The organism is Sphingomonas sp. (genome assembly GCF_965248875.1).
Taxonomy (GTDB): Bacteria; Pseudomonadota; Alphaproteobacteria; order Sphingomonadales; family Sphingomonadaceae; genus Sphingomonas.
The window spans coordinates 108,237-126,686 of record NZ_CBDFKR010000004.1 but is presented as its reverse complement, the minus strand read 5'-3'; the positions used below and the strand labels follow the sequence as shown (position 1 = coordinate 126,686).

Genomic DNA, 18,450 nt, shown 5'->3' with positions numbered 1-18,450 from the left:
GGCAGCACCCTGCGTTTCGATGATGTGTAACGACCTGATAGAAAAACAAAAGGCCGCGGTTTCTGGCATGCGGGACACCGGCAGCGGCGGCGCGCCAATTCGCTTCCAGCCCCACGCTTTTGCCGCTACCCGAGCGCGAACGGCCGACTTGGACAGACCGTGGCCTGTCCGTTCAACGGTTTTCGCCCGTCAAGAGTAGCGTCGGCATGTCGATCCGCAAATCGCTGGCCTGGTCTTATGGCAGCCAGGCGTTCACCCTCGTCCTGAACTTCATCAGCTCGGTCGTTCTCGCGCGGCTGCTGAGCCCGCGAGAGATGGGCACCTTCGCCTTTGCGGTGGCGGTGACGGGCGTGCTCGCGGTGTTCACGCAGTTGAACCTCGTCAGCTACATCGTGCGCGAGGGCGAGCTCGACAAAAATGATGTTCGATCCGTGTTCACGCTCAATGCGGCGATGAACGTGTTGCTGACGGTGCTGGTGATCGCGATCGCCGCCGTTGAGCGGTTCGTGCTGGACGAGCCGCAGATCGCGCTGATCCTGCTGGTCGGCAGCGTGCTGCCGCTGCTGCAGATCTTCGAATTCATCCCGGTCGCCTTGTATGCGCGCGAGCTAAACTATGCGGCGATGTCGCAGGTCGGCATCTATCGCACGGTGATCAATGTCGCCGTTATCCTGGCCTGCGCCTATGGCGGCCTGGGCGCGCTCAGTCCGACGCTGGGTCCGGTCGTGGCGACGGTGTTCACGGCAACCTATTATACGGCGGCGCGCTGGCAGGACGTGATTTTCCGGCCGACCCGGCGCGGGTTCCGGCCGGTGCTCGTCTTCGGATTACAGATGCTGTCGATCGGCGGCGTCGCCCAGATCGCGCAACGCGCATCGGACATCGTGCTGGGGCGGCTGCTGGGGCTCGCGGCGCTGGGACTGTATTCGCGCGCCTCGAACCTCGCCAATCTCATGTGGACCAGCGTCTATGGTCAGGCGACCGGCGCCGTGTTCTCCCGAATGGCGGAAGACCTGCGGCGCAAGGACACGCTGCACGAAACCTATCTGCTCAGCATGAAGATGATCACCGCTATCATGTGGCCGGTCATGCTCGGGGTCGCGGTGCTGGCCAGGCCGCTGGTGTTCCGCCTGTACGGCGAGCGATGGCTGCCCGCCGCCGTCCCGCTGGCGCTGCTGATGATCGGCCAGTTCGTCGCGCTGGGCTATGGCATGGCCTGGGAGCTGTTCGTGCTGCGCCGGGAAACGGGGCGACAGGCCCGGTTCGAGCTGTTCCGCGCCGTGGTCGGCCTCGCCATGTTCAGCGTCGGCTGCCTGTACAGCATCACGGCGGCTGCAATCGGCCGGGTGGGCGAGGCGATCGTCGGCTATCTGCTGTATCGGCCGCAGGTCGACCGGCTGGCGGGTGTGGAGCAGGGCGAACTGGAGCGGGTGTTCGCCGAAAGCCTGTTGCTCGCCGCGGCCGCGATCACGCCGGCGTTCGTCATCATGGCGTGGAGCGGCTGGGCCGCCGACGCGCCGCTGCCGCGGGTGATCGCCGGCATCGTGCTGGGCGTGGGCGGCTGGCTGGGGGTGCTGGCGGCACGCGACCATCCATTGCTGGCCGAGATGCGGCTGGTCTGGTCAAAGGCGCGCGTGCTGATGGGGTCGCGATGAAGCTGTCGGTCGTCCTCCCGACCTGGAATGGCGCACGGTTTCTGCGGCCGCAGCTCGACTCGATCCTGGCGCAGAGCGACCCCGATTTCGAGCTGCTGGCGATCGACGACGGCTCGACCGACGAGACCGTCGCGATCCTCGATGCCTACGCCCAGGCGGACCGGCGCATCCGGCGGCTGCCCGCCCAGGGCAATCGCGGCCAGAATCGCAGGCTGATCGAGCTGATCGATGCGGCGCGGGGCGAGTTCGTGGCGATCGCCGATCAGGACGATGTCTGGGGGCCGGACCGCAACGCGCGGCTGCTCGCCGCGATCGGCGACCGGGCGTTGGCGCTCGGGCGATCGCAACTCATTGACGGCGACGGCGCCGACCTGGGCCGGTCGGTCCTGGAGGCGAAGGGGGTGGATGCCGCCCGGGTCGGCCCTCTGACCGCGCTGTTCGTGCCGCTGGTTTCGGCCCACGCCGCGGTGATCCGGCGGTCGTGGCTGGATAGCGGAAGTTTCTACGGCGCGCTTCCCTTCGATCAGGCGCTGGGTCTGGAGGCGCTGTTCTCGACCGGTCTGATCTATGTCGGCGATGCGCTCGTGCAGCATCGCATTCACGGCGGCAATCAGATGAACGGCGACGTCGGCGCGGCCGGCGGCCGAACGCGCGCGCTGTCGCTGTTTCGCGCGCGCGGAAGCCTCGGCATCGTTCCCGCCGGGCGCGTGCAGCTGTACCAGACCTTCGCCCAACTCGGCCGATCCGGCGCCTTGACGACCGACCGGCGCAAGCTGTTTCGGGAGCTGGCCGACCTTTGTTGGGGCGGATGGTTCGCGTTGGGCGCCAGTCCCGGCGCGATGCGACGGGCGTTGCACGACCGGCTTTCAGGCGATGCGGCGACCCCGGCGGACCTGGTGTTTTTCTCGCACCGGATCGGTTCGCTCAGCCGGTCGCGGTGGACGCCCGGCAATCTCGCGCTGGCGTGGCGCGCCTATCGCACGTCGGTGGGCTGACCGGCTTCCGCTCGCGCTTAGCCTTCGCCGGCGAAGCTCAGCTCCAGCCGCTTCGAATTGGCGGGCACGTCGAGCTTGGCGGAGTTGAAGTCGACCGACGCGCCCGGCGCCAGCGTCCGCTGTTGCGGCGTGATCGTCCAGCTGAACACCAGCCGCCCCTGCGCATCGCGCAGCTCGGCGCGGATATCGGGCACGCGCTGACGTTGCGCGGACGAATTGGTCACCTGCCCGGAGACGGCGAACAGCTCCGAGCCGTTGTCCAGGTCGCGGCGCTGGATCGGATTGTCCCTGATCAGCAGCGGGCTCGTCTCCGGCCCGATCGCGACGCCGAACTGGCTGAGGAAGTCGGGCGTGCCGAGCCAGGTGATCGCCGCCACCGCCGCCAGCATCAGGCCGCCCGCCGCAAGCGCCGCGATCGTCCAGCGCCGGATCGGATTGCGCCGCGCCCGGAACGGCGGCCGATGCGCGAAGGCGTCATAGTCGTCGGCTGGCGTGGCCACCGCCGCGGGGCCAGGCGCGTCCTGCTCGACGTCGGGCGGAGGCGCAGCCGGCGGGGGAACAGCCTGCACGGGCGTCGGCGCGGGGCGGGGCACGGGTGCGGGCGGCGGCGCGGTGACGTCGACCGGTGCGCCGTCCTGGAACCAGCAATGCCTGCAATTGGCGCAGCGCACCGTGCGCCCGTCCCGGCCGATCGCGCTGTCGGGCACTAGGTAGCGGGTCTGGCATTCGGGGCATGCAAGGATCATGGATGAAGCGTTACCGGCGGCCGGACGGGCCCGCCCGGCATTTGGCACGGCGTCTGCGCGGCTGGCAAGCTTGATAGCGGGGCATCGCCCATGCCAAGGCTAGGGCGTTATGGCCGCTGTCGTGCAGTTCGAGAATGTGGGACTGCGCTACGGCAGCCAGCCGGAGACGCTGACCGACGTTTCCTTCCAGCTGAAGGCGGGTGCGTTTTATTTCCTCACCGGCGCCAGCGGCGCGGGCAAGACCTCGCTCCTCAAGCTCCTCTATCTGGCGCAGCGGCCCAGCCGGGGGGTGATCCGGCTGTTTGAGGAGGATGCGGTGATGCTGCCGCGCCACCGGCTGCCGGGCTTTCGCCGCCGCATCGGCGTCGTCTTTCAGGATTTCCGCCTCGTCCCGCATCTGTCGGCGGCAGACAATGTGGCGCTGCCGCTGCGCGTCGCGGGCATGCCCGAGGACGAAATTGCGCAGCCGGTGCGCGAGATGCTCGCCTGGGTCGACCTGACCGCCCGCGCCGGCGCCAAGCCCGCGACGCTGTCGGGCGGGGAGCAGCAGCGGGTCGCGATCGCGCGCGCCGTCATCAACCGGCCGCCGCTGCTGATCGCCGACGAGCCGACCGGCAACGTCGATCCCGACATGGCCGAGCGACTGCTGGGGCTGTTCGATTCACTGCACAAGCTCGGCACCACCGTCGTCGTCGCTACCCACGACTTCCACCTGTTGAGCCGCATCCCGCATGCCGTGACGATGAGCCTCAAGGAGGGGCGGCTGCTCGATCCGACAGGGGCGCTGCGTCATCCGCCCGGCGGCGGCGTGGTCGCGGGCGGATGAGGCGGCGGTCGTCGGAGCGCCGCGTCCTCGACGAGGCGGGCGGCATGCGCGCGATGACCGGGGTCATGGCGGTGATGCTGTTCCTGACCGTGCTCGCCGCCGCCGCCGGGCTGGCGACGCGCAACGCAACCGCGCAGCTCGACCGGCAGCTGGCGGGGCGGCTGACTGTCCAGCTGGTCGACGGCGAGCCCGCGCGGCGCGATGCCGGGGCGGCGCGGGTGCTGAGCGCGCTGCAGCGGCTGCCCGAGGTTCGGCGCGCAGTCTTGGTCGACCGGGCGGAACTGGCGCGGCTGCTGCGGCCGTGGCTGGGCGGCGACGCCGCCGACGCCGAGCTGCCCGTGCCGGCGCTGATCGACGTCGACCTCACCGATCCCTCCGACGCCGTCACCGCCCGCGTCACCGCCGTTGCTAGGGCGGCGAGCCCGGCGGCGCAGGTCGACCGGCGCGCGCGCTGGATGTCGCCGGTCGGCAGCTTCATGCGCTCGCTGACGCTGATCGCGGGTACGCTGGTGCTGTTGATGGCGGGCGCTGCGACGCTGGTCGCCGTGCTGGCGGCGCGCGCGGGGCTGGAGACGCACCGCGCGACGATCGAGGTGATGCACATGCTCGGCTCGACCGATATCCAGGTCGCCCGCCTGTTCCAGCGGCGCGTGGCGATCGACGCGACGCTGGGCGGCGGTGCCGGGGCGGTGCTGGCGCTGGGGGTCGCGTGGCTGATCGGCGGACAGGTCCAGGCGCTCGGCTCCGAGCTGCTCGGCGGCGCGTCGCTGGGCGGCGGCGATTGGCTGCTGCTCGGGGTGCTGCCGGTCGCCTTTGTCGTGCTGGCGACGCTGGCGGCACGGTGGAGCGTCGTGCGGGTAGTGAGGCGGACGCTGTGATCCGGCGGCTGCTGGCGGCGGCGCTGATCGCCTGGGTGTTCGGCTTCGTCTTGTTCGCGGTGCTGCTGCCCGACCCGCTGGAAGGGTCGACCACCGACGCCATCGTCGTGCCGACCGGCGGGCCGGGGCGGATCGACCGTGGGCTGGACCTGCTGCGGCGGCATCAGGCGAAGCGGATGCTGGTGACCGGCGTCGGCGCCGGGGTGCGTGAGACCGACCTGCAGCGGGAATATCGTGCGGAGCCGGCGCTGTTCGCCTGTTGCGTCGACCTTGGCCGCGATGCGGTCGACACCCGCTCCAACGCGGGCGAGACCGCGGCATGGCTGAGACAGCACGGCTTTCACACCGTCCGCCTCGTCACCTCCGACTGGCACCTGGCGCGCGCCAGGATGGAGCTGCGGGCCGCGGTCGGGGCGCAGGTGGTGGTGCTGGGCGATGGGGTGCCGAGCGAGCCGCGGCTGATGACGCTGGTCGCCGAATACAACAAGCTGCTGCTGCGCCGCGTGCTGCTGTGGGTCGGGCTGTGAGCGGCGCGGCAAGCTGGCTGCGCACCCAGCTGTTCCGCATCGCCTTTTATGGCGGGTCGCTGCCGATCGTCGCGACGGTGCCGGTGAGCGGACTGTTCGGGCGCAGCGCGATGATCCGCCACGCGCGCTTCTGGTCGCGGTATCAGCGTGGGTGCGCACGGGCGTTCCTCGGCATCACCGTGCGCGTCGAGGGCACGCTGCCCCCCTATCCCGTGCTCTACGCCGTCAAGCATCAGTCCTTCTTCGAGGCGATCGACATGGCCGACGCGCTCGGCGGACCCGCGGTGATCCTCAAGCGCGAGCTGACGCGCATCCCGCTCTGGGGCTGGGCGACAAAGGTGTACGGCGCGATCGCGGTCGACCGCGAGGCGTCGGCGGCGATGCTCCGGCGGATGATGACACAGGGCCGCGCGCTGACCGCCGCGGGCCGCTCGATCCTGCTGTTTCCCGAAGGCACGCGCGTGCCCCCCGGCGAGCAGCCGCCCCTCAAGGCAGGATTTGCGGGCCTTTACAAGACGCTCAGGCTCCCGGTCGTGCCGGTGGCGGTCGACAGCGGGCGGCTCTGGCCCAAGCGCGGCGCCAAGCGGGCGGGCGTGATCACCTATTGCTTCGGCGAGGAGGTGCCGCCCGGGCTGCCGCGTGAGGAGGCGGAAGCGCGCGTGCACGCCGCGATCAACGCGCTGGAGGCTCGGCCAGCATCGCCCTGCGACGACTGACCACGCCGCTTAGCCGCGGCGGGGCCGTGCACCCCTATTCGTGCACGCGCCCGAAGTCAGGCGCGGCGTCGTCCTGGCCCTGGTCGACAATCGACCGCCGGATCGCGCGCGTCCGCGTGAACTGGTCGAACAGCTGCGCGCCGTCCCCCACCCGGATTGCGCGCTGCAGCGCGGTCAGGTCCTCGCTGAACCGCTGCAGCATCTCCAGCACCGCCTCACGGTTGGTCAGGAACACGTCGCGCCACATCGTCGGGTCGCTGGCGGCGATGCGGGTGAAGTCACGGAAGCCGCCCGCGGAATATTTGATGACCTCGCTCTGCGTCACCGTCTCCAGATCGCTCGCGGTGCCCACGATCGTGTAGGCGATCAGGTGCGGCAGGTGGCTGGTGACCGCAAGCACGCGGTCGTGATGCTCGGGCGTCATCAGCTCGACGTCCGCGCCCAGCCGCCGCCAGAAGCTCGCGACCCGCTCGACCGCCGCCTCGCTCGCGCCCTCAGGCGGCGTCAGGATGCACCAGCGGTGGTGGAACAGCGTCGCGAAGCCCGCCCGCGGCCCGCTCTGCTCGGTGCCCGCGACCGGATGCGCGGGGACGATCGCAACGCCGGGCAGCGCATCCGCCAGCGCCCGCGCCACCTCCGCCTTGCAGCTGCCGACATCGCTGACGATCGCGTCGGCGGGCAGGTCGGCGGCAATGTCGCGCGCCGCCGCGCCGATCGCGCCGACGGGCACGCACAGGATCACCAGGTCGGCGTCGATCACCGCCGCGCCCGCGGTATCGGTGACATCGTCGGCCAGGTCGAGCGCCCGCGCAGTCTCGCGCACGCCGGCGTCGGCGTCATGCCCGGTCAGCCGCACCGTCGGCATCGCCTGGCGCACCGCACGCGCGATCGACGAGCCGATCAGCCCGAGGCCGATGATCGTGACACGCGCGAAGGGGAGCATCAGCCGGCGTCGATGCCGCCGACGGCGGGCGCGGCGTGCCGCGCCACCAGCGCCCGCAGCGCCCCGATCACGCCGCGGCACTCGTCCGCCGTACCGACCGTGATCCGCAAGCCATGCGCCAGCCCCTGCCCGGGCAGCCAGCGGACGATATACCCCGCGTCCATCAGCCCCTTGTACGCCGCCTCCGCGGTCAGCCGGCCCTCGAACAGCACCAGCACGAAGTTCGCCTGGCTGGGCACCGCGCGCAGCCCGGCGTTGCCGAGGGCAGCGATCTGGTCGATGAACCAGCGCCGCCACTCGGCATTGTGCGCACGCGCATGCGCGACGAAATCGGTATCGCCCAGCGCCGCCACCGCCGCATGCTGGCCGGCGATGGTCATGCTGAAGGGCAGACGGATGCGGTGCATCGCCTCGATGATCGGCGCCGCGGCATAGCCCCAGCCGATCCGCTCGGCGGCAAGCCCGTACATTTTGGAGAAGGTGCGCGTCACCAGCACGTTGGGCGCGGTCCGGGCCAGGTCCATGCCGCCATCGTCCGCGTCGCCCTCGATATATTCGGCATAGGCGTGGTCGAGGACGAGCAGGATGTCGGATCGCAGTCCCGCGTGCAGCCGGGCGACCTCCTCGCGGGTCGCGTAGGTGCCGGTCGGGTTGTTGGGATTGGCAATGAAGACGACCCGCGTCCGTTCGGTGACGCAGGCCAGCACCGCGTCGACGTCGGTCGCATAGTCCTTGTCGGGCGCGATCACCGGCACAGCACCCGTCCGCCGCGCCGCGATCTCGTACACCGCGAAGCCGTAATGGACGAAGATCACCTCGTCGCCCGGCCCGCTGAACGCGCCCGCGGCAAGGTGCAGCACTTCGTCCGAACCGTTGCCATAGATGATCCGGGCCGGGTCGAGCCCGTGGCTGGCGGCGAGCGCCTCGCGGACGATCGCGCCGCTCGCGTCGGGATACCGTTCCAGCGTCGCCGCCGCCTTCAGGAACGCTTCGCGCGCCGCGGCGGGGGTGCCGAGCGGGTTCTCGTTCGACGACAGCTTGACGACACGCCGGCCGTCGTCCGTGGTCGCGCGGCCGGGCACATAGGGCGCGATGCCCATGATCCAGGGCTTGGGTTGCGGAGCGGCGGCAGCGGCGGTCATGGCGCAAAGGCGCTTAGCAGGTTTGCGCCGGGCGAAAAGGCGGGCCGCCCGTGACCCGCAGCCGCCGCCGCGCACGCGAGCCCGACGCTGCATCCAATGCCGCTCCATCACGTCCGCGATTTTTGTGTCCTACACGCCCGCGATGTGATTGACGGCGCACCATGACCGCGATCCTGCTCTTCGCATCAATGCTCGTCCCGGCGAATGGCCGCAGGCGCGTGCGCGCAGCAAGCGCTTGTGCCGCAATTGCGACGGTCCTCGGGACAATCAAGGATGATTTGGCGGACAACATGGACAACATCGGACGCGGCGGGGCGGCCGATGGCTGATCCCCGCTTCGGCCTGCAACGCCGCGTCGTCCTGCCCGGCCCGCTGGCGCTCGACGGCGGCGGCAGCCTGGCGCCGATCGAGATCGCCTATGAAACCTATGGCGCGCTTGCGCCCGACGGCCGCAACGCGGTGCTGATCTGCCACGCGTTGACGATGGATCAGCACGTCGCCTCGCCGAGCCCGCGCACCGGCAAGCCGGGCTGGTGGGCAAGGGTCGTGGGGCCGGGCAAGCCGATCGACACCGATCGCTTCTGCGTGATCTGCGCCAATGTGCTCGGCTCGTGCATGGGATCGAGCGGCCCCGCCTCCATCGACCCGGCGACCGGCAAGCCCTATGCGATGAGCTTCCCGGTCATCACGGTCCGCGACATGGTGCGCGCGCAGGCGATGCTGATCGACCATCTCGGCGTCGCCAGCCTCGCGGCAGTGGTCGGCGGGTCGATGGGCGGAATGCAGGCGCTGAGCTGGGCGGCGACCTTTCCCGACCGCGTCCGCGCCGCGCTGGTGATCGCGTCGACCGCGCGCCACACCGCACAGAACATCGCGTTCCACGAGGTCGGGCGCCAGGCGGTGATGGCCGACCCGCGCTGGTGCGGCGGCACCTATCCGCCCGAGGCGCCCCCCTCTTCGGGACTTGCCGTCGCGCGGATGGCGGCGCACATCACCTATCTGTCCGAAGCGGGGCTGACCGAGAAGTTCGGACGGCGGCTTCAGGCGCGGGACGCCAAAAGTTTCGGCTTCGACGCCGACTTCCAGGTTGAGAGCTATCTTCGCCATCAGGGGCTGAGCTTCGTCGACCGCTTCGATGCGAACAGCTACCTCTACATCACCCGCGCGATGGACTATTTCGACCTGGCGGAGGAGCATGGCGGCCGCCTCGCCGACGCCTTCCGCGACAGCGCCGCCCGCTTCTGCATCGTCAGCTTCGATACCGACTGGCTCTACCCGACGGCCGAGTCGCGCAGCATCGTCCACGCGCTCAACGCGGCGGGTGCGCCGGCCAGCTTCGTCGAGCTGTCGAGCCCCTATGGGCACGACGCCTTTCTGCTCGACTCGCCCGATCTCGACCGGGTGATCGCCGGTTTCCTGGGGAGCGAGCGGTGATCAACCTCAGCGACGATGCGGCGCGGCTCCAGTTCGACCGCGTCCATGCCTGGCTGACCGGCAGCTATTGGTCGCCCGGCATCGCCCGCGACACGGTGGAGCGGGCGGCGCACGGGTCGCACTGCCTCGGCGCCTATGACGAAAACGGCGCACAGGTCGGCTATGCCCGCGCGATCACCGACCACGCGACCTTCGCCTGGATCGCGGATGTCTGGATCGAGGAGAGCGTCCGCGGACAGGGGCTCGGCCGCCGCATGGTCGGCTGGTTCCTCGACCATCCCGGCTTCGCGGGCATCCGCCGGTTCGCGCTCGTGACCGGCGACGCGCACGGCGTTTATCGGGCGCTCGGCTTCCATCCGCCGCTGCGGCCCGAGCGCTACATGGAGCGGCTTGATCCGGACGCGGCGGCGCGGCTGCGGGCGGCGCCATGAATCCCTTCACGACGCTGCGCCCCGACCTTGCGGTCATCGCCGGCCAGATCGAGCCCGGGGCGCGCATCCTCGATGTCGGCTGCGGCGACGGCGCGCTGATGGCGGCGCTGCGCGACGGCAAGGGGGTCGATGCGCGCGGGCTTGAGATCGACGCCGCAAATGTCGCCGCCGCCGTCGGTCGCGGGCTGTCGGTGGTGCAGGGCGACGCCGACATCGACCTCGCCGACTATCCCAATGCCAGCTTCGATTACGCTGTGCTCAGCCAAACGCTGCAGACCGCGCGCGCGCCCGACCGGGTGCTGGCCGAGCTGCTCCGCATCGGCCGCCGCGCCTTTGTCTCCTTTCCCAACTTTGCGCATTGGCGGGTGCGGCTCAGCCTGTTGTGGGGCGGCCGCATGCCGGTGACGCGGCTGCTGCCGGAGCGGTGGTATGACACCCCCAACATCCATCACCTCACCGTTGACGACTTCCGCGCCTTCCTGCGCGAACAGGGGGTGACGGTGGAGCGGGCCTGGTTCCTCGCAGGGGATCGGCGGCGGACGCGGGCGGCGGCCAACCTCCTCGCCGAACATGCGGTTTTCTTGTTACGGCGGTGATATGGACGGAACGGCACGGTTATCGCTGCGTTGATTTGATATGATGCAGGTTACTTTATGAGCCGGACCGCGCTGATCGTGGAGGACGAGATCTTCGTCGCGCTCGACCTCGAGCGCATTCTCACGGATGCTGGCTACCAGGTCGTGGCGATCGCGGCCGATCAGGCGGAGGCGGAACAGGTGGCCTGCCAGGCGTCGTTCGCCTTTGTCGACGTCAATCTGCGCGACGGCTGTACCGGCCCCGCCATCGCGCGGTCGTTCGCAGCGCATGGTGTGAAGGTCGTCTTCGTCACCGCCAATCCGGCGCAGATCGATCTGCCGTCGGCGGCGCTCGGTTTCGTGCGCAAACCTTTCAACGAGGCGCAGATCTTGGCGGCCGCGGCAATCGCGTCCAACGACGACGCGATAGTCCCGCGCGGTGAACTGGCCGCGATCTAATGCCGGGCAAAGGCGGCGCGCGGCACGGCGGCGGTCAACACCAGCCCCTCGGGTCGCCAGTCCCGCTCCACGCTGCCGCCCAGCTGCCGCACGGCGCTGAGCTCGAGCAGCTGCGATCCGAACCCCGTGCCCGTCGGCGCCACCACCGGTGGCCCGCCGCTCTCGGACCAGCGCAGCACCACCGTCTCACCCGGCGCGCTCACGTCCAGTGTCACCCGCCCGCCATCCACCGACAACGCCCCATATTTGGCGGCGTTGGTCGCCAGCTCGTGGAACAACAGCGCCAGCGGCGTCGCTGACCGGTCATCGACCGGCAGGTCGTCGCCGGTGACCGTTACGCCCGCCCCCTCGCCGCGGTCATAGGCCGCGAACAGTTCGCCCAACAGCCCCTGCAGGCTGTCCTGCCGCGCCTCGGGCACCGAGTTGCGGCTGTGCGGACGGACGAAATCGTGCGCCCGGCCGAGCGCCACGATGCGATCACGCAGGTCGCCCGCCGCGTCCTTCATCTCCGGCCTACCCCGTGCGGCGAAACCGATCAGCCCGGAGATGACCGAAAAGATGTTCTTGATCCGGTGGCTCAGTTCCTGCGCGATCAGCTCGCGCTCGTCGGCGGCCATCTTCTGCTGGTGAATATCGGTGCACGTGCCGAACCAGCGCGTGATCTTGTCGCCGTCGCGGATCGGCAGCGCGCGGCCCAGCACCCAGCGATGGCCGCCGTCGCGGTGCCGCAGCCGATATTCGATCTGATATGGCTCGCCAGTCGTCAGCGAGTGCCGCCAGGCCGCCCAGGCTCGCTCCTGGTCGTCGGGATGGAACATGCCGTTCCACGCCTCGCCGTCGGTCGATCCCTCCGGCACCCCGGTGAACTCATACCATCGGGCATTGTAGTAATCGTGATAGCCGTCGGGGAGCGCCGACCATACCATCTGCGGCATCGTGTCCGCCAGCGTGCGAAACCGTGACTCGGAATCGCCAAGCCGCGCGCGTGCATCACGCTCACGGTGGCGCCAGGCCGCCGCGTCGCGCGTATCGCGCAGCCGCGCCAGCACGTTCTCGGCAAGGATCTCCAGCCCCTGCTGCTGGAGCGGCGTCAGCCCGTCGGGATGCGCCACCGTGTCCAGGACGCAGAGCGACCCCATCCCGATTCCGCTTTCGGTGAACAGCGGCACGCCCGCGTAGAAGCGGATATTGTGGTCGCCGGTGACCAGCGGATTGTCGATGAACCGCGCGTCGGTCGTGGCGTCGGCGACGACCATCGTCTCATCGCCCCGGACGGCATGGTCGCAGAAGGAAATCTCACGCGGCGTGCCGTCCAGATCGGTGCCGGTGCGCGACAGGAAGACCTGTTCGGTCTCCTCCAGGATCGTCACCAGCGCCACCGGTGCGTCGCACAGTGCCGCCGCGAAATCGGTGATGCGGGTCAGTTCGGGTGAGTAACGCAGACGATCCAGGTCATAGGCCGCCATCACCGCCGAGCGCTGCGCCTCGTCGACCTGCCATCCCCGTCCGATCCCTTGAGCGCCGATATCGTCCACTCAGAACGGCACGTCGTCGTCGAGATCGTCGGCAAAGCCGCCTCGTCCACCCGTGCCTCCGCCCGAGGCGCCACCACCGCCGAAACCGCCGCTACGGCCCCCCCCGCCGCCGCGCCCGGCGGAACTACCGCCGCCGCCGCCACCGAAATCGTCGCCGCCGCCGCTCCACTCGTCACGGCCGCCGCCCCCGCCGCCGCCTTGCCCGGGGGCGCCGTCGAGCATCGTCAAAACGCTGTTGAACCCCTGCAGCGTCACCTCGGTCGAATAGCGGTCCTGCCCCTGCTGGTCCTGCCACTTACGGGTCGTCAGCGCGCCCTCGATATAGACCTTCGAGCCCTTGCGCAGATATTTCTCCGCGACGTTGGCCAGCCCCTCGTTGAACACCTTGACGGTGTGCCACTCGGTCTTCTCCTTGCGCTCGCCCGAGTTGCGGTCCTTCCACGACTCCGACGTGGCGATGCGCAGCTCCACCACCTTGCCGCCGTTCTGGAAGCTGCGGCTTTCGGGATCCTTGCCCAGATTGCCGACGAGAATGACCTTGTTGACGCTGCCCGCCATGTTCGCCCCTGGTTAGAGGCCGGCGAGTCTCGCCAGCCAATATGTCGCTCCGGCCATGATGTAGGCGGCGGCGAACAGATAGCCAACCATGAAGAGCGGCCATCTCCAGCCGTTGGTCTCCCGCCGCGTCACCGCGATGGTGGAGATGCACTGCGGCGCGAACACGAACCACATCAGAAAGGCGAGCGCGGTCGGCAGGGTCCAGCGGGTGCGCAGATTATGGGTCATCGCCGCGCCGCCCGCGGTCGAATCGGGATTGTCGACCGCGTAGACGGTGCCGATCGCCGCCACCGCCGCCTCGCGCGCCGCCATCGCGGGCAACAGCGCCAGTGCGATGTCGTGGTTGAAGCCGATCGGCCTGACCACGACCTCGATCCCCGAGGCGATCCGCCCCGCGACCGAATATTCGCTCTGCCGCTGCCCCGCGGGCGCGACCGGATAGGACGACAGCACCCACAACAGCGCCACCGTCAGCGCGATGGTGGTCCCGGCCCGCTTCAGGAAGATCAGCGCCCGCGTCCACAGCCCGATCGCGACGTCGCGCAGCCGCGGCATCTGATATTTGGGCATTTCCAGCATGAAGCCCGACGACGCACCCTTTGTCACTGTCCGCCTGAGTACCAGCGCCGCGACATACGCCCCTGCCACCCCGATCAGCAGCAGCGCGAACATCACTATGCCCTGCAACCCGACACCCGGCAGCACGCGCCGTGCGGGGATGAACGCGCCGATGATAAGCGTATAGACCGGCCACCGCGCCGAACAGGTCATCAGGGGCGCGATCAGGATCGTGGTCAGCCGGTCCTTATCGTCCTCGATCGTCCGCGTCGCCATGATGCCGGGCACCGCGCAGGCGAAGCTCGACAGGAGCGGGATGAAGGCGCGCCCCGACAGCCCGACCGAGGACATCAGCCGGTCCATCAGGAACGCCGCGCGCACCATATAGCCCGACGCCTCCAGCACCAGGATGAAGGCGAACAGGATCAGGATCTGCGGCAGGAACACGATCACCGCGCCGACCCCGGCGAGCAGCCCGTCGCTCAGCAGGTCGCGGACGAACCCCGCAGGCAGCGTCGCGGTCAGCCATCCCTGCACGGCGGCGATGCCTGCGCTGATCAGGTCGGCGGGCACCGTCGCCCAGCTGAACACCGCCTGGAACATCACGAACAGGACGCCGAGCAGCAGCGCCGTGCCCCACAACGGATGCAGCGCCACCGCATCGAACGCAGAAGTCCAGCGGCGTACCGGACTCTCGGCGACAATCGCGGTCCGCGCGAACTGGCGCGCGCGACGGCCCAGCGCCTTGCCTTCCTCCGCCGCGATGGCACGGCGGTGTCCGGCGTCGATCGCCCCGCCGACCGCCGCGCGCAGCGCGTCCAGCCCGCGCTTGCGCACCGCGACGGTGGCAACCACCGGCACACCCAGCGCCGCGGCCAGCGCATCGGCATCGAGCGTCAGCCCGTCGCGCTCGGCAAGATCGACCATGTTGAGCGCCACCACCAACGGCCGCCCGAGCGCGATCAGCTGGAGCGTGAAGCGGAGGTGATGCTCCAGATTGCCCGCGTCGACGACGACGATCAACGCGTCGGGCGTGCGCTCCAGGCTGCCGCGCCCGGTCACGACGTCGCGCGTCACCGCCTCGTCGGGGGAGGAGGGGTCGAGGCTGTACGCGCCGGGGAGATCCACCAGCTCGACCGGCCGGCCGTCATCCAGCGCCCAGCGCCCGGCATGCCGCTCGACGGTGACGCCGGGATAGTTGCCGACCTTCTGCCGCGCGCCGGTCAGCGCATTGAACAGCGCGGTCTTGCCGGCGTTGGGGTTGCCAACCAGCGCGATCAGCGGCGTCGCGATGGCGGCCGCAGCGGGCGCGGGGCGGGCGGCGATCAGTTGCTCGGCCATCGGACGAGCGCGCGGGTAGATCAGGCCGCTGAAGCGGCGGGAGCAGGAGCGACGAGGATCGCAGCAGCAACCGCGCGGCGCAGCGCCACCGTCATGCGCCCGATCCGGCACGCCACCGGTCCGCGGCCGAGGCGCGCGCGGTGGAGCACCTCCACCTCGACGCCCTCGTCGAAGCCCAATTCGCGCAGCCGCCGCGCCTCGGGGACGGCGAGTCGCGACCAGTCGATCAGATGCACCGTCGCGTGCGCACGCTGCGGCAGCGTCTCCAGGCTCAGCGAAGCGGTAAGGCGGCCGGTCAGCTCCATGCTGCAACTGATTATCACTAACCATCGAGCTTGGAAAGCGATTTGCGACTAACTCGCAGTCCTACACGGCAGGATAGCGCAACCGGCCCAGGAAGCGCGACAGACTCGGCAGGGTCTCCGTGCGCTTGGCCCACCCCGCCTTCGCCTTTTCAAAGCGCATGATCCCGTCGATCCGCCGCTGCAGGAAAGCGCTGGTGTCGGCGTGATCCTCGCTCTCGTCGTCGAGGAAGACGCTGATCGTCGCGGCATAGACGCCCAACAGGATGCCGCGCTTGGTATAGTGGTTGTAGTCGGTCGCGGTGTCGCCCGCCGCGCGCCAGATCGCGTCCGCCGTCCGCCAGCCGAGCCGCGCCCCGCGTGCGACGTTCTGCGGCAGCGCCAGCACCGCGAGCGCGCGGCGCAGCGCCTCGCGATCGGGGGCGACCGCCGCCAGCCGCGCCTCGACCAGCGCGGCGATCCGTTCGCGGACCTTCAGCGTCGCGACGTCCGGGACGGCGGCCGCCATCGCCCGGTCGATATGCGCAAACCAGGCGTCGATCATGTCGACCGCGCCACCCGGAAAGGCGAGCTTCGCGACGCCGGGATCGGCTTCCGCCGCCACCGCCGCCATCGTCAGCGCCTCTGCGCCCCAGCCGTCGAACGCGGCGTTGGCGGCAATCTCCGGCGCAAGGGCGTCGCGCAGTTCGTCGAGGGTGAGGTCTTCGCTCATTGCCGGGTCAATGCGCCCTGGGCCCGGCCGGCGCAACCGGCGTCGCCCGGCGGACCAGCACCAGCGCGACCGCGATCAGCGCCGCGCCGGTCAGCTCCACCGGGCCCAGCCGCTCGCCGTAGCGCAGCCAGCCGATCGCCGCCGCCACCACCGGCTGCACCAGCAGCGCCAGCCCGACGACCAGCGGCGGCAGCCGCCCCAGCGCATAGATCATGCAGCCCTGGCCGATCACCTGGCTTACCAGCGCCAGCCCGATCAGCGGCAGCCAGTCGCCCAAGGTGCTATGGGGCCACACCCGCTCCCCCAGCGCCAGCGCGACGACCAGCAGCGGCAGCACGCTCGCCACCGTCGACAGCGCCAGCGCCGACAGCGGCGCCATCGTCTCTCGCGCCCGCGCCATCAGGATGAAATAGACGGTGTAGAGCACGCCCGCCGCCAGGCAGAGCAGGTCGCCGGCCAGGTTCTTCGCGTCGAGCTGGTACGACCGCCCCATCAGCAGCGCCGCGCCGGCGAGCGCCAGTGCGAAGGCGAGGCCCTGTCCCCGTGTCGGCCACGCCCGCGCGACGGCAAAGCCGTACACCGGGAAGATCAGCGTCGCCGAGTTGCCGAACAGCGTTGCGTTGGCGAGCGTCGTGCGCAGGATGCCGAGATGCCAGCTGGCGATGTCGGCCGCGAAGCTGAGCCCCGCGCCCGCCAGCGCCCACCACAGCCAGCGGTCGAGCCGGACCGGTCGCGCGCCGGTCGCCAGCGCCAGCCCCGCAAGGAAGGGCGCGCCCAGGGCCAGCCGCCAGAACCCCGCCGCCACGGGCCCGGTGTCCGCCAGCCGCACGAACCACGGCCCGAACGCGAGCGCCACGTTCGCCACCACCACCGCCGCCAGCGGCAGCGCGCTTGATGGTGCGACAGCTTTTCTTGGGGGCTCGGCCTGGTGCATGCCGCCCCCTAACGCCCTATGTCCGCCCCCGACACCCTGCCCGACCCTAACGGAGCGCCCATGACGACCCTGTTCGATCCCATCACGCTCGGCGATATCGACTGCGCCAATCGCATCTTCATGGCGCCGCTGACCCGCGGCCGCGCCTCCGCCGGGCACGTCCCGACCGAGTTAATGGTCGACTATTACCGCCAGCGGGCGGGCGCGGGGCTGATCATCACGGAGGGCACCGGCGTCAGCCGTCGCGGCCTGGGCTGGCCCGCCGCGCCGGGGCTGTGGACCGAGGAACAGGTCGAGGCTTGGAAGCCGGTCACCGACGCGGTGCACGAAGCGGGCGGACGGATCGTCGCGCAGCTCTGGCACATGGGCCGACTTGCGCGACCCGACGTGACCGGCCAGACGCCGCTTTCCTCCTCCGCGACACGGGCGCCCTATCCCAAGGAGCCGAACCCTTACGCCGCGGCACAGGCGGCGACGCTGGACGACATCGCGCAGGCGCAGGACGAATACGCTGACAGCGCGCGCAACGCGATCCGCGCCGGCTTCGACGGGGTGCAGCTCCACGGCGCCAACGGCTATCTGATCGATCAATTCCTGCGCGACGGCACCAATGCGCGCGACGACGATTATGGCGGCAGCCCGGAGAACCGCATCCGCTTCATGCGCGAAAGCGTCGCCCGGGTCGTGGACGCGATCGGCGCGGGCCGCACCGGCATCCGCCTGTCGCCCAATGGCGAGACGCAGGGTGCTGACGACTCGAATCCGGCGGCGGTGTTCGTCCCCGCCGCCAAGGCGCTGGACGCGTTGGGCATCGCGTTCCTGGAGCTGCGCGAACTCGGCCCGACCGGCAGCTTCGGGACGACCGACGTGCCCAAACTCTCGCCCCAGATCCGTGCGGCGTTCCGCGGTCCGCTGGTGCTCAACCAGGAATACAGCCTCGATCAGGGAAAGGCCGACATTGCCTCCGGCCTCGCCGACGCGATCGCCTGGGGCCGCGCGTTCATCGCCAACCCCGACCTCCCCGACCGATTCCGCCGCGGCGCCGCGGTGGCGAAGGACAATTTCAAGACCTGGTACACGCCGGGACCGGAGGGGTACACGGATTACCCGGCGCTGGAGACGGCGGCCTGACGCGATTCTGCTGTCCTACAGGGGCGCCCGGCGTGCATGGGTCGGGCGCTCT

Annotated in this window: 21 protein-coding genes; 12 read left to right on the top strand and 9 right to left on the bottom strand. The window is 70.2% G+C overall.

Annotated elements, in window-relative coordinates; translation table 11 throughout:
• Positions 1 to 206: 206 nt before the first annotated feature.
• On the top strand, positions 207 to 1,655 hold the full coding sequence (locus tag ACP2AD_RS03105; RefSeq protein WP_425228619.1) for an oligosaccharide flippase family protein: 1,449 nt from the start codon (positions 207 to 209) through the stop codon (positions 1,653 to 1,655).
• A complete protein-coding gene (locus ACP2AD_RS03100) occupies positions 1,652 to 2,650 on the top strand; it encodes a glycosyltransferase (protein ID WP_425228618.1) in 999 nt (332 codons plus the stop codon). Before ACP2AD_RS03105 ends, ACP2AD_RS03100 begins: the two co-directional genes overlap by 4 nt.
• A gap of 17 nt (positions 2,651 to 2,667) precedes the next feature.
• Here ACP2AD_RS03100 and ACP2AD_RS03095 read toward each other — a convergent pair whose 3' ends face one another.
• Positions 2,668 to 3,396 carry an MJ0042-type zinc finger domain-containing protein gene (locus tag ACP2AD_RS03095; protein WP_425228617.1) on the bottom strand — a complete coding sequence of 243 codons (729 nt, stop codon included), beginning with the start codon at positions 3,394 to 3,396 and terminating at the stop codon, positions 2,668 to 2,670.
• A gap of 109 nt (positions 3,397 to 3,505) precedes the next feature.
• Here ACP2AD_RS03095 and ftsE point away from each other — a divergent pair, with 109 nt between their 5' ends.
• From ftsE to ACP2AD_RS03075, 4 genes are read left to right on the top strand one after another with little or no spacing between them, the layout of a single operon-like run.
• Positions 3,506 to 4,222 carry a cell division ATP-binding protein FtsE gene (gene ftsE / locus ACP2AD_RS03090; RefSeq protein ID WP_425228616.1) on the top strand — a complete coding sequence of 239 codons (717 nt, stop codon included), beginning with the start codon at positions 3,506 to 3,508 and terminating at the stop codon, positions 4,220 to 4,222.
• On the top strand, positions 4,219 to 5,100 hold the full coding sequence (locus tag ACP2AD_RS03085; RefSeq protein WP_425228615.1) for a cell division protein FtsX: 882 nt from the start codon (positions 4,219 to 4,221) through the stop codon (positions 5,098 to 5,100). The genes ftsE and ACP2AD_RS03085 overlap by 4 nt, the downstream gene beginning before the upstream one ends.
• A complete protein-coding gene (locus tag ACP2AD_RS03080) occupies positions 5,097 to 5,627 on the top strand; it encodes a YdcF family protein (RefSeq protein WP_425228614.1) in 531 nt (176 codons plus the stop codon). Before ACP2AD_RS03085 ends, ACP2AD_RS03080 begins: the two co-directional genes overlap by 4 nt.
• Complete coding sequence (locus tag ACP2AD_RS03075) at positions 5,624 to 6,343, top strand: lysophospholipid acyltransferase family protein (RefSeq protein ID WP_425228613.1); 720 nt, start codon at positions 5,624 to 5,626, stop codon at positions 6,341 to 6,343. Before ACP2AD_RS03080 ends, ACP2AD_RS03075 begins: the two co-directional genes overlap by 4 nt.
• A 34-nt stretch (positions 6,344 to 6,377) precedes the next feature.
• Here ACP2AD_RS03075 and ACP2AD_RS03070 read toward each other — a convergent pair whose 3' ends face one another.
• Positions 6,378 to 7,286 (bottom strand): prephenate/arogenate dehydrogenase family protein, encoded by a 909-nt coding sequence (locus ACP2AD_RS03070; RefSeq protein WP_425228612.1) that lies wholly within the window; start codon positions 7,284 to 7,286, stop codon positions 6,378 to 6,380.
• Positions 7,286 to 8,428 (bottom strand): histidinol-phosphate transaminase, encoded by a 1,143-nt coding sequence (gene hisC, locus ACP2AD_RS03065; protein ID WP_425228611.1) that lies wholly within the window; start codon positions 8,426 to 8,428, stop codon positions 7,286 to 7,288. Before hisC ends, ACP2AD_RS03070 begins: the two co-directional genes overlap by 1 nt.
• 161 nt (positions 8,429 to 8,589) lie before the next feature.
• On the opposite strand from hisC, the gene ACP2AD_RS03060 reads away from it, so the two are divergent.
• Genes ACP2AD_RS03060 through ACP2AD_RS03040 form a run of 5 tightly spaced genes read left to right on the top strand, consistent with a single transcriptional unit; the run spans position 8,590 to position 11,327 of the window.
• Positions 8,590 to 8,757 (top strand): hypothetical protein, encoded by a 168-nt coding sequence (locus ACP2AD_RS03060; RefSeq protein WP_425228610.1) that lies wholly within the window; start codon positions 8,590 to 8,592, stop codon positions 8,755 to 8,757.
• The gene (metX, locus tag ACP2AD_RS03055; RefSeq protein WP_425228609.1) at positions 8,750 to 9,862 is read left to right on the top strand and encodes a homoserine O-acetyltransferase MetX; all 1,113 of its coding nucleotides are present in this window, start codon (positions 8,750 to 8,752) and stop codon (positions 9,860 to 9,862) included. Before ACP2AD_RS03060 ends, metX begins: the two co-directional genes overlap by 8 nt.
• Positions 9,859 to 10,293 carry a GNAT family N-acetyltransferase gene (locus tag ACP2AD_RS03050; protein ID WP_425228608.1) on the top strand — a complete coding sequence of 145 codons (435 nt, stop codon included), beginning with the start codon at positions 9,859 to 9,861 and terminating at the stop codon, positions 10,291 to 10,293. The genes metX and ACP2AD_RS03050 overlap by 4 nt, the downstream gene beginning before the upstream one ends.
• On the top strand, positions 10,290 to 10,889 hold the full coding sequence (gene metW / locus ACP2AD_RS03045; protein WP_425228607.1) for a methionine biosynthesis protein MetW: 600 nt from the start codon (positions 10,290 to 10,292) through the stop codon (positions 10,887 to 10,889). Before ACP2AD_RS03050 ends, metW begins: the two co-directional genes overlap by 4 nt.
• A 57-nt stretch (positions 10,890 to 10,946) precedes the next feature.
• The gene (locus tag ACP2AD_RS03040) at positions 10,947 to 11,327 is read left to right on the top strand and encodes a response regulator (protein ID WP_425228606.1); all 381 of its coding nucleotides are present in this window, start codon (positions 10,947 to 10,949) and stop codon (positions 11,325 to 11,327) included.
• On the opposite strand, the gene ACP2AD_RS03035 is transcribed toward ACP2AD_RS03040, so the two are convergent.
• From ACP2AD_RS03035 to ACP2AD_RS03010, 6 genes are all read right to left on the bottom strand, one after another.
• Positions 11,324 to 12,793 carry a sensor histidine kinase gene (locus ACP2AD_RS03035; RefSeq protein WP_425228744.1) on the bottom strand — a complete coding sequence of 490 codons (1,470 nt, stop codon included), beginning with the start codon at positions 12,791 to 12,793 and terminating at the stop codon, positions 11,324 to 11,326. The genes ACP2AD_RS03040 and ACP2AD_RS03035 overlap by 4 nt on opposite strands.
• 69 nt (positions 12,794 to 12,862) lie before the next feature.
• The gene (gene ssb, locus ACP2AD_RS03030) at positions 12,863 to 13,420 is read right to left on the bottom strand and encodes a single-stranded DNA-binding protein (RefSeq protein ID WP_425228605.1); all 558 of its coding nucleotides are present in this window, start codon (positions 13,418 to 13,420) and stop codon (positions 12,863 to 12,865) included.
• A 12-nt stretch (positions 13,421 to 13,432) separates the two neighbouring features.
• Positions 13,433 to 15,319 (bottom strand): ferrous iron transporter B, encoded by a 1,887-nt coding sequence (gene feoB / locus ACP2AD_RS03025; RefSeq protein ID WP_425228604.1) that lies wholly within the window; start codon positions 15,317 to 15,319, stop codon positions 13,433 to 13,435.
• Positions 15,320 to 15,339: 20 nt separating this feature from the next.
• On the bottom strand, positions 15,340 to 15,624 hold the full coding sequence (locus ACP2AD_RS03020) for a FeoA family protein (RefSeq protein ID WP_425228603.1): 285 nt from the start codon (positions 15,622 to 15,624) through the stop codon (positions 15,340 to 15,342).
• A gap of 61 nt (positions 15,625 to 15,685) precedes the next feature.
• The gene (locus ACP2AD_RS03015; RefSeq protein WP_425228602.1) at positions 15,686 to 16,333 is read right to left on the bottom strand and encodes a COQ9 family protein; all 648 of its coding nucleotides are present in this window, start codon (positions 16,331 to 16,333) and stop codon (positions 15,686 to 15,688) included.
• Between the two features lie 7 nt (positions 16,334 to 16,340).
• Positions 16,341 to 17,267 carry a DMT family transporter gene (locus ACP2AD_RS03010; RefSeq protein ID WP_425228601.1) on the bottom strand — a complete coding sequence of 309 codons (927 nt, stop codon included), beginning with the start codon at positions 17,265 to 17,267 and terminating at the stop codon, positions 16,341 to 16,343.
• A gap of 60 nt (positions 17,268 to 17,327) precedes the next feature.
• Here ACP2AD_RS03010 and ACP2AD_RS03005 point away from each other — a divergent pair, with 60 nt between their 5' ends.
• Positions 17,328 to 18,398, top strand: a complete 1,071-nt coding sequence (locus ACP2AD_RS03005; protein ID WP_425228600.1) for an alkene reductase — start codon at positions 17,328 to 17,330, stop codon at positions 18,396 to 18,398.
• Positions 18,399 to 18,450: the final 52 nt, after the last annotated feature.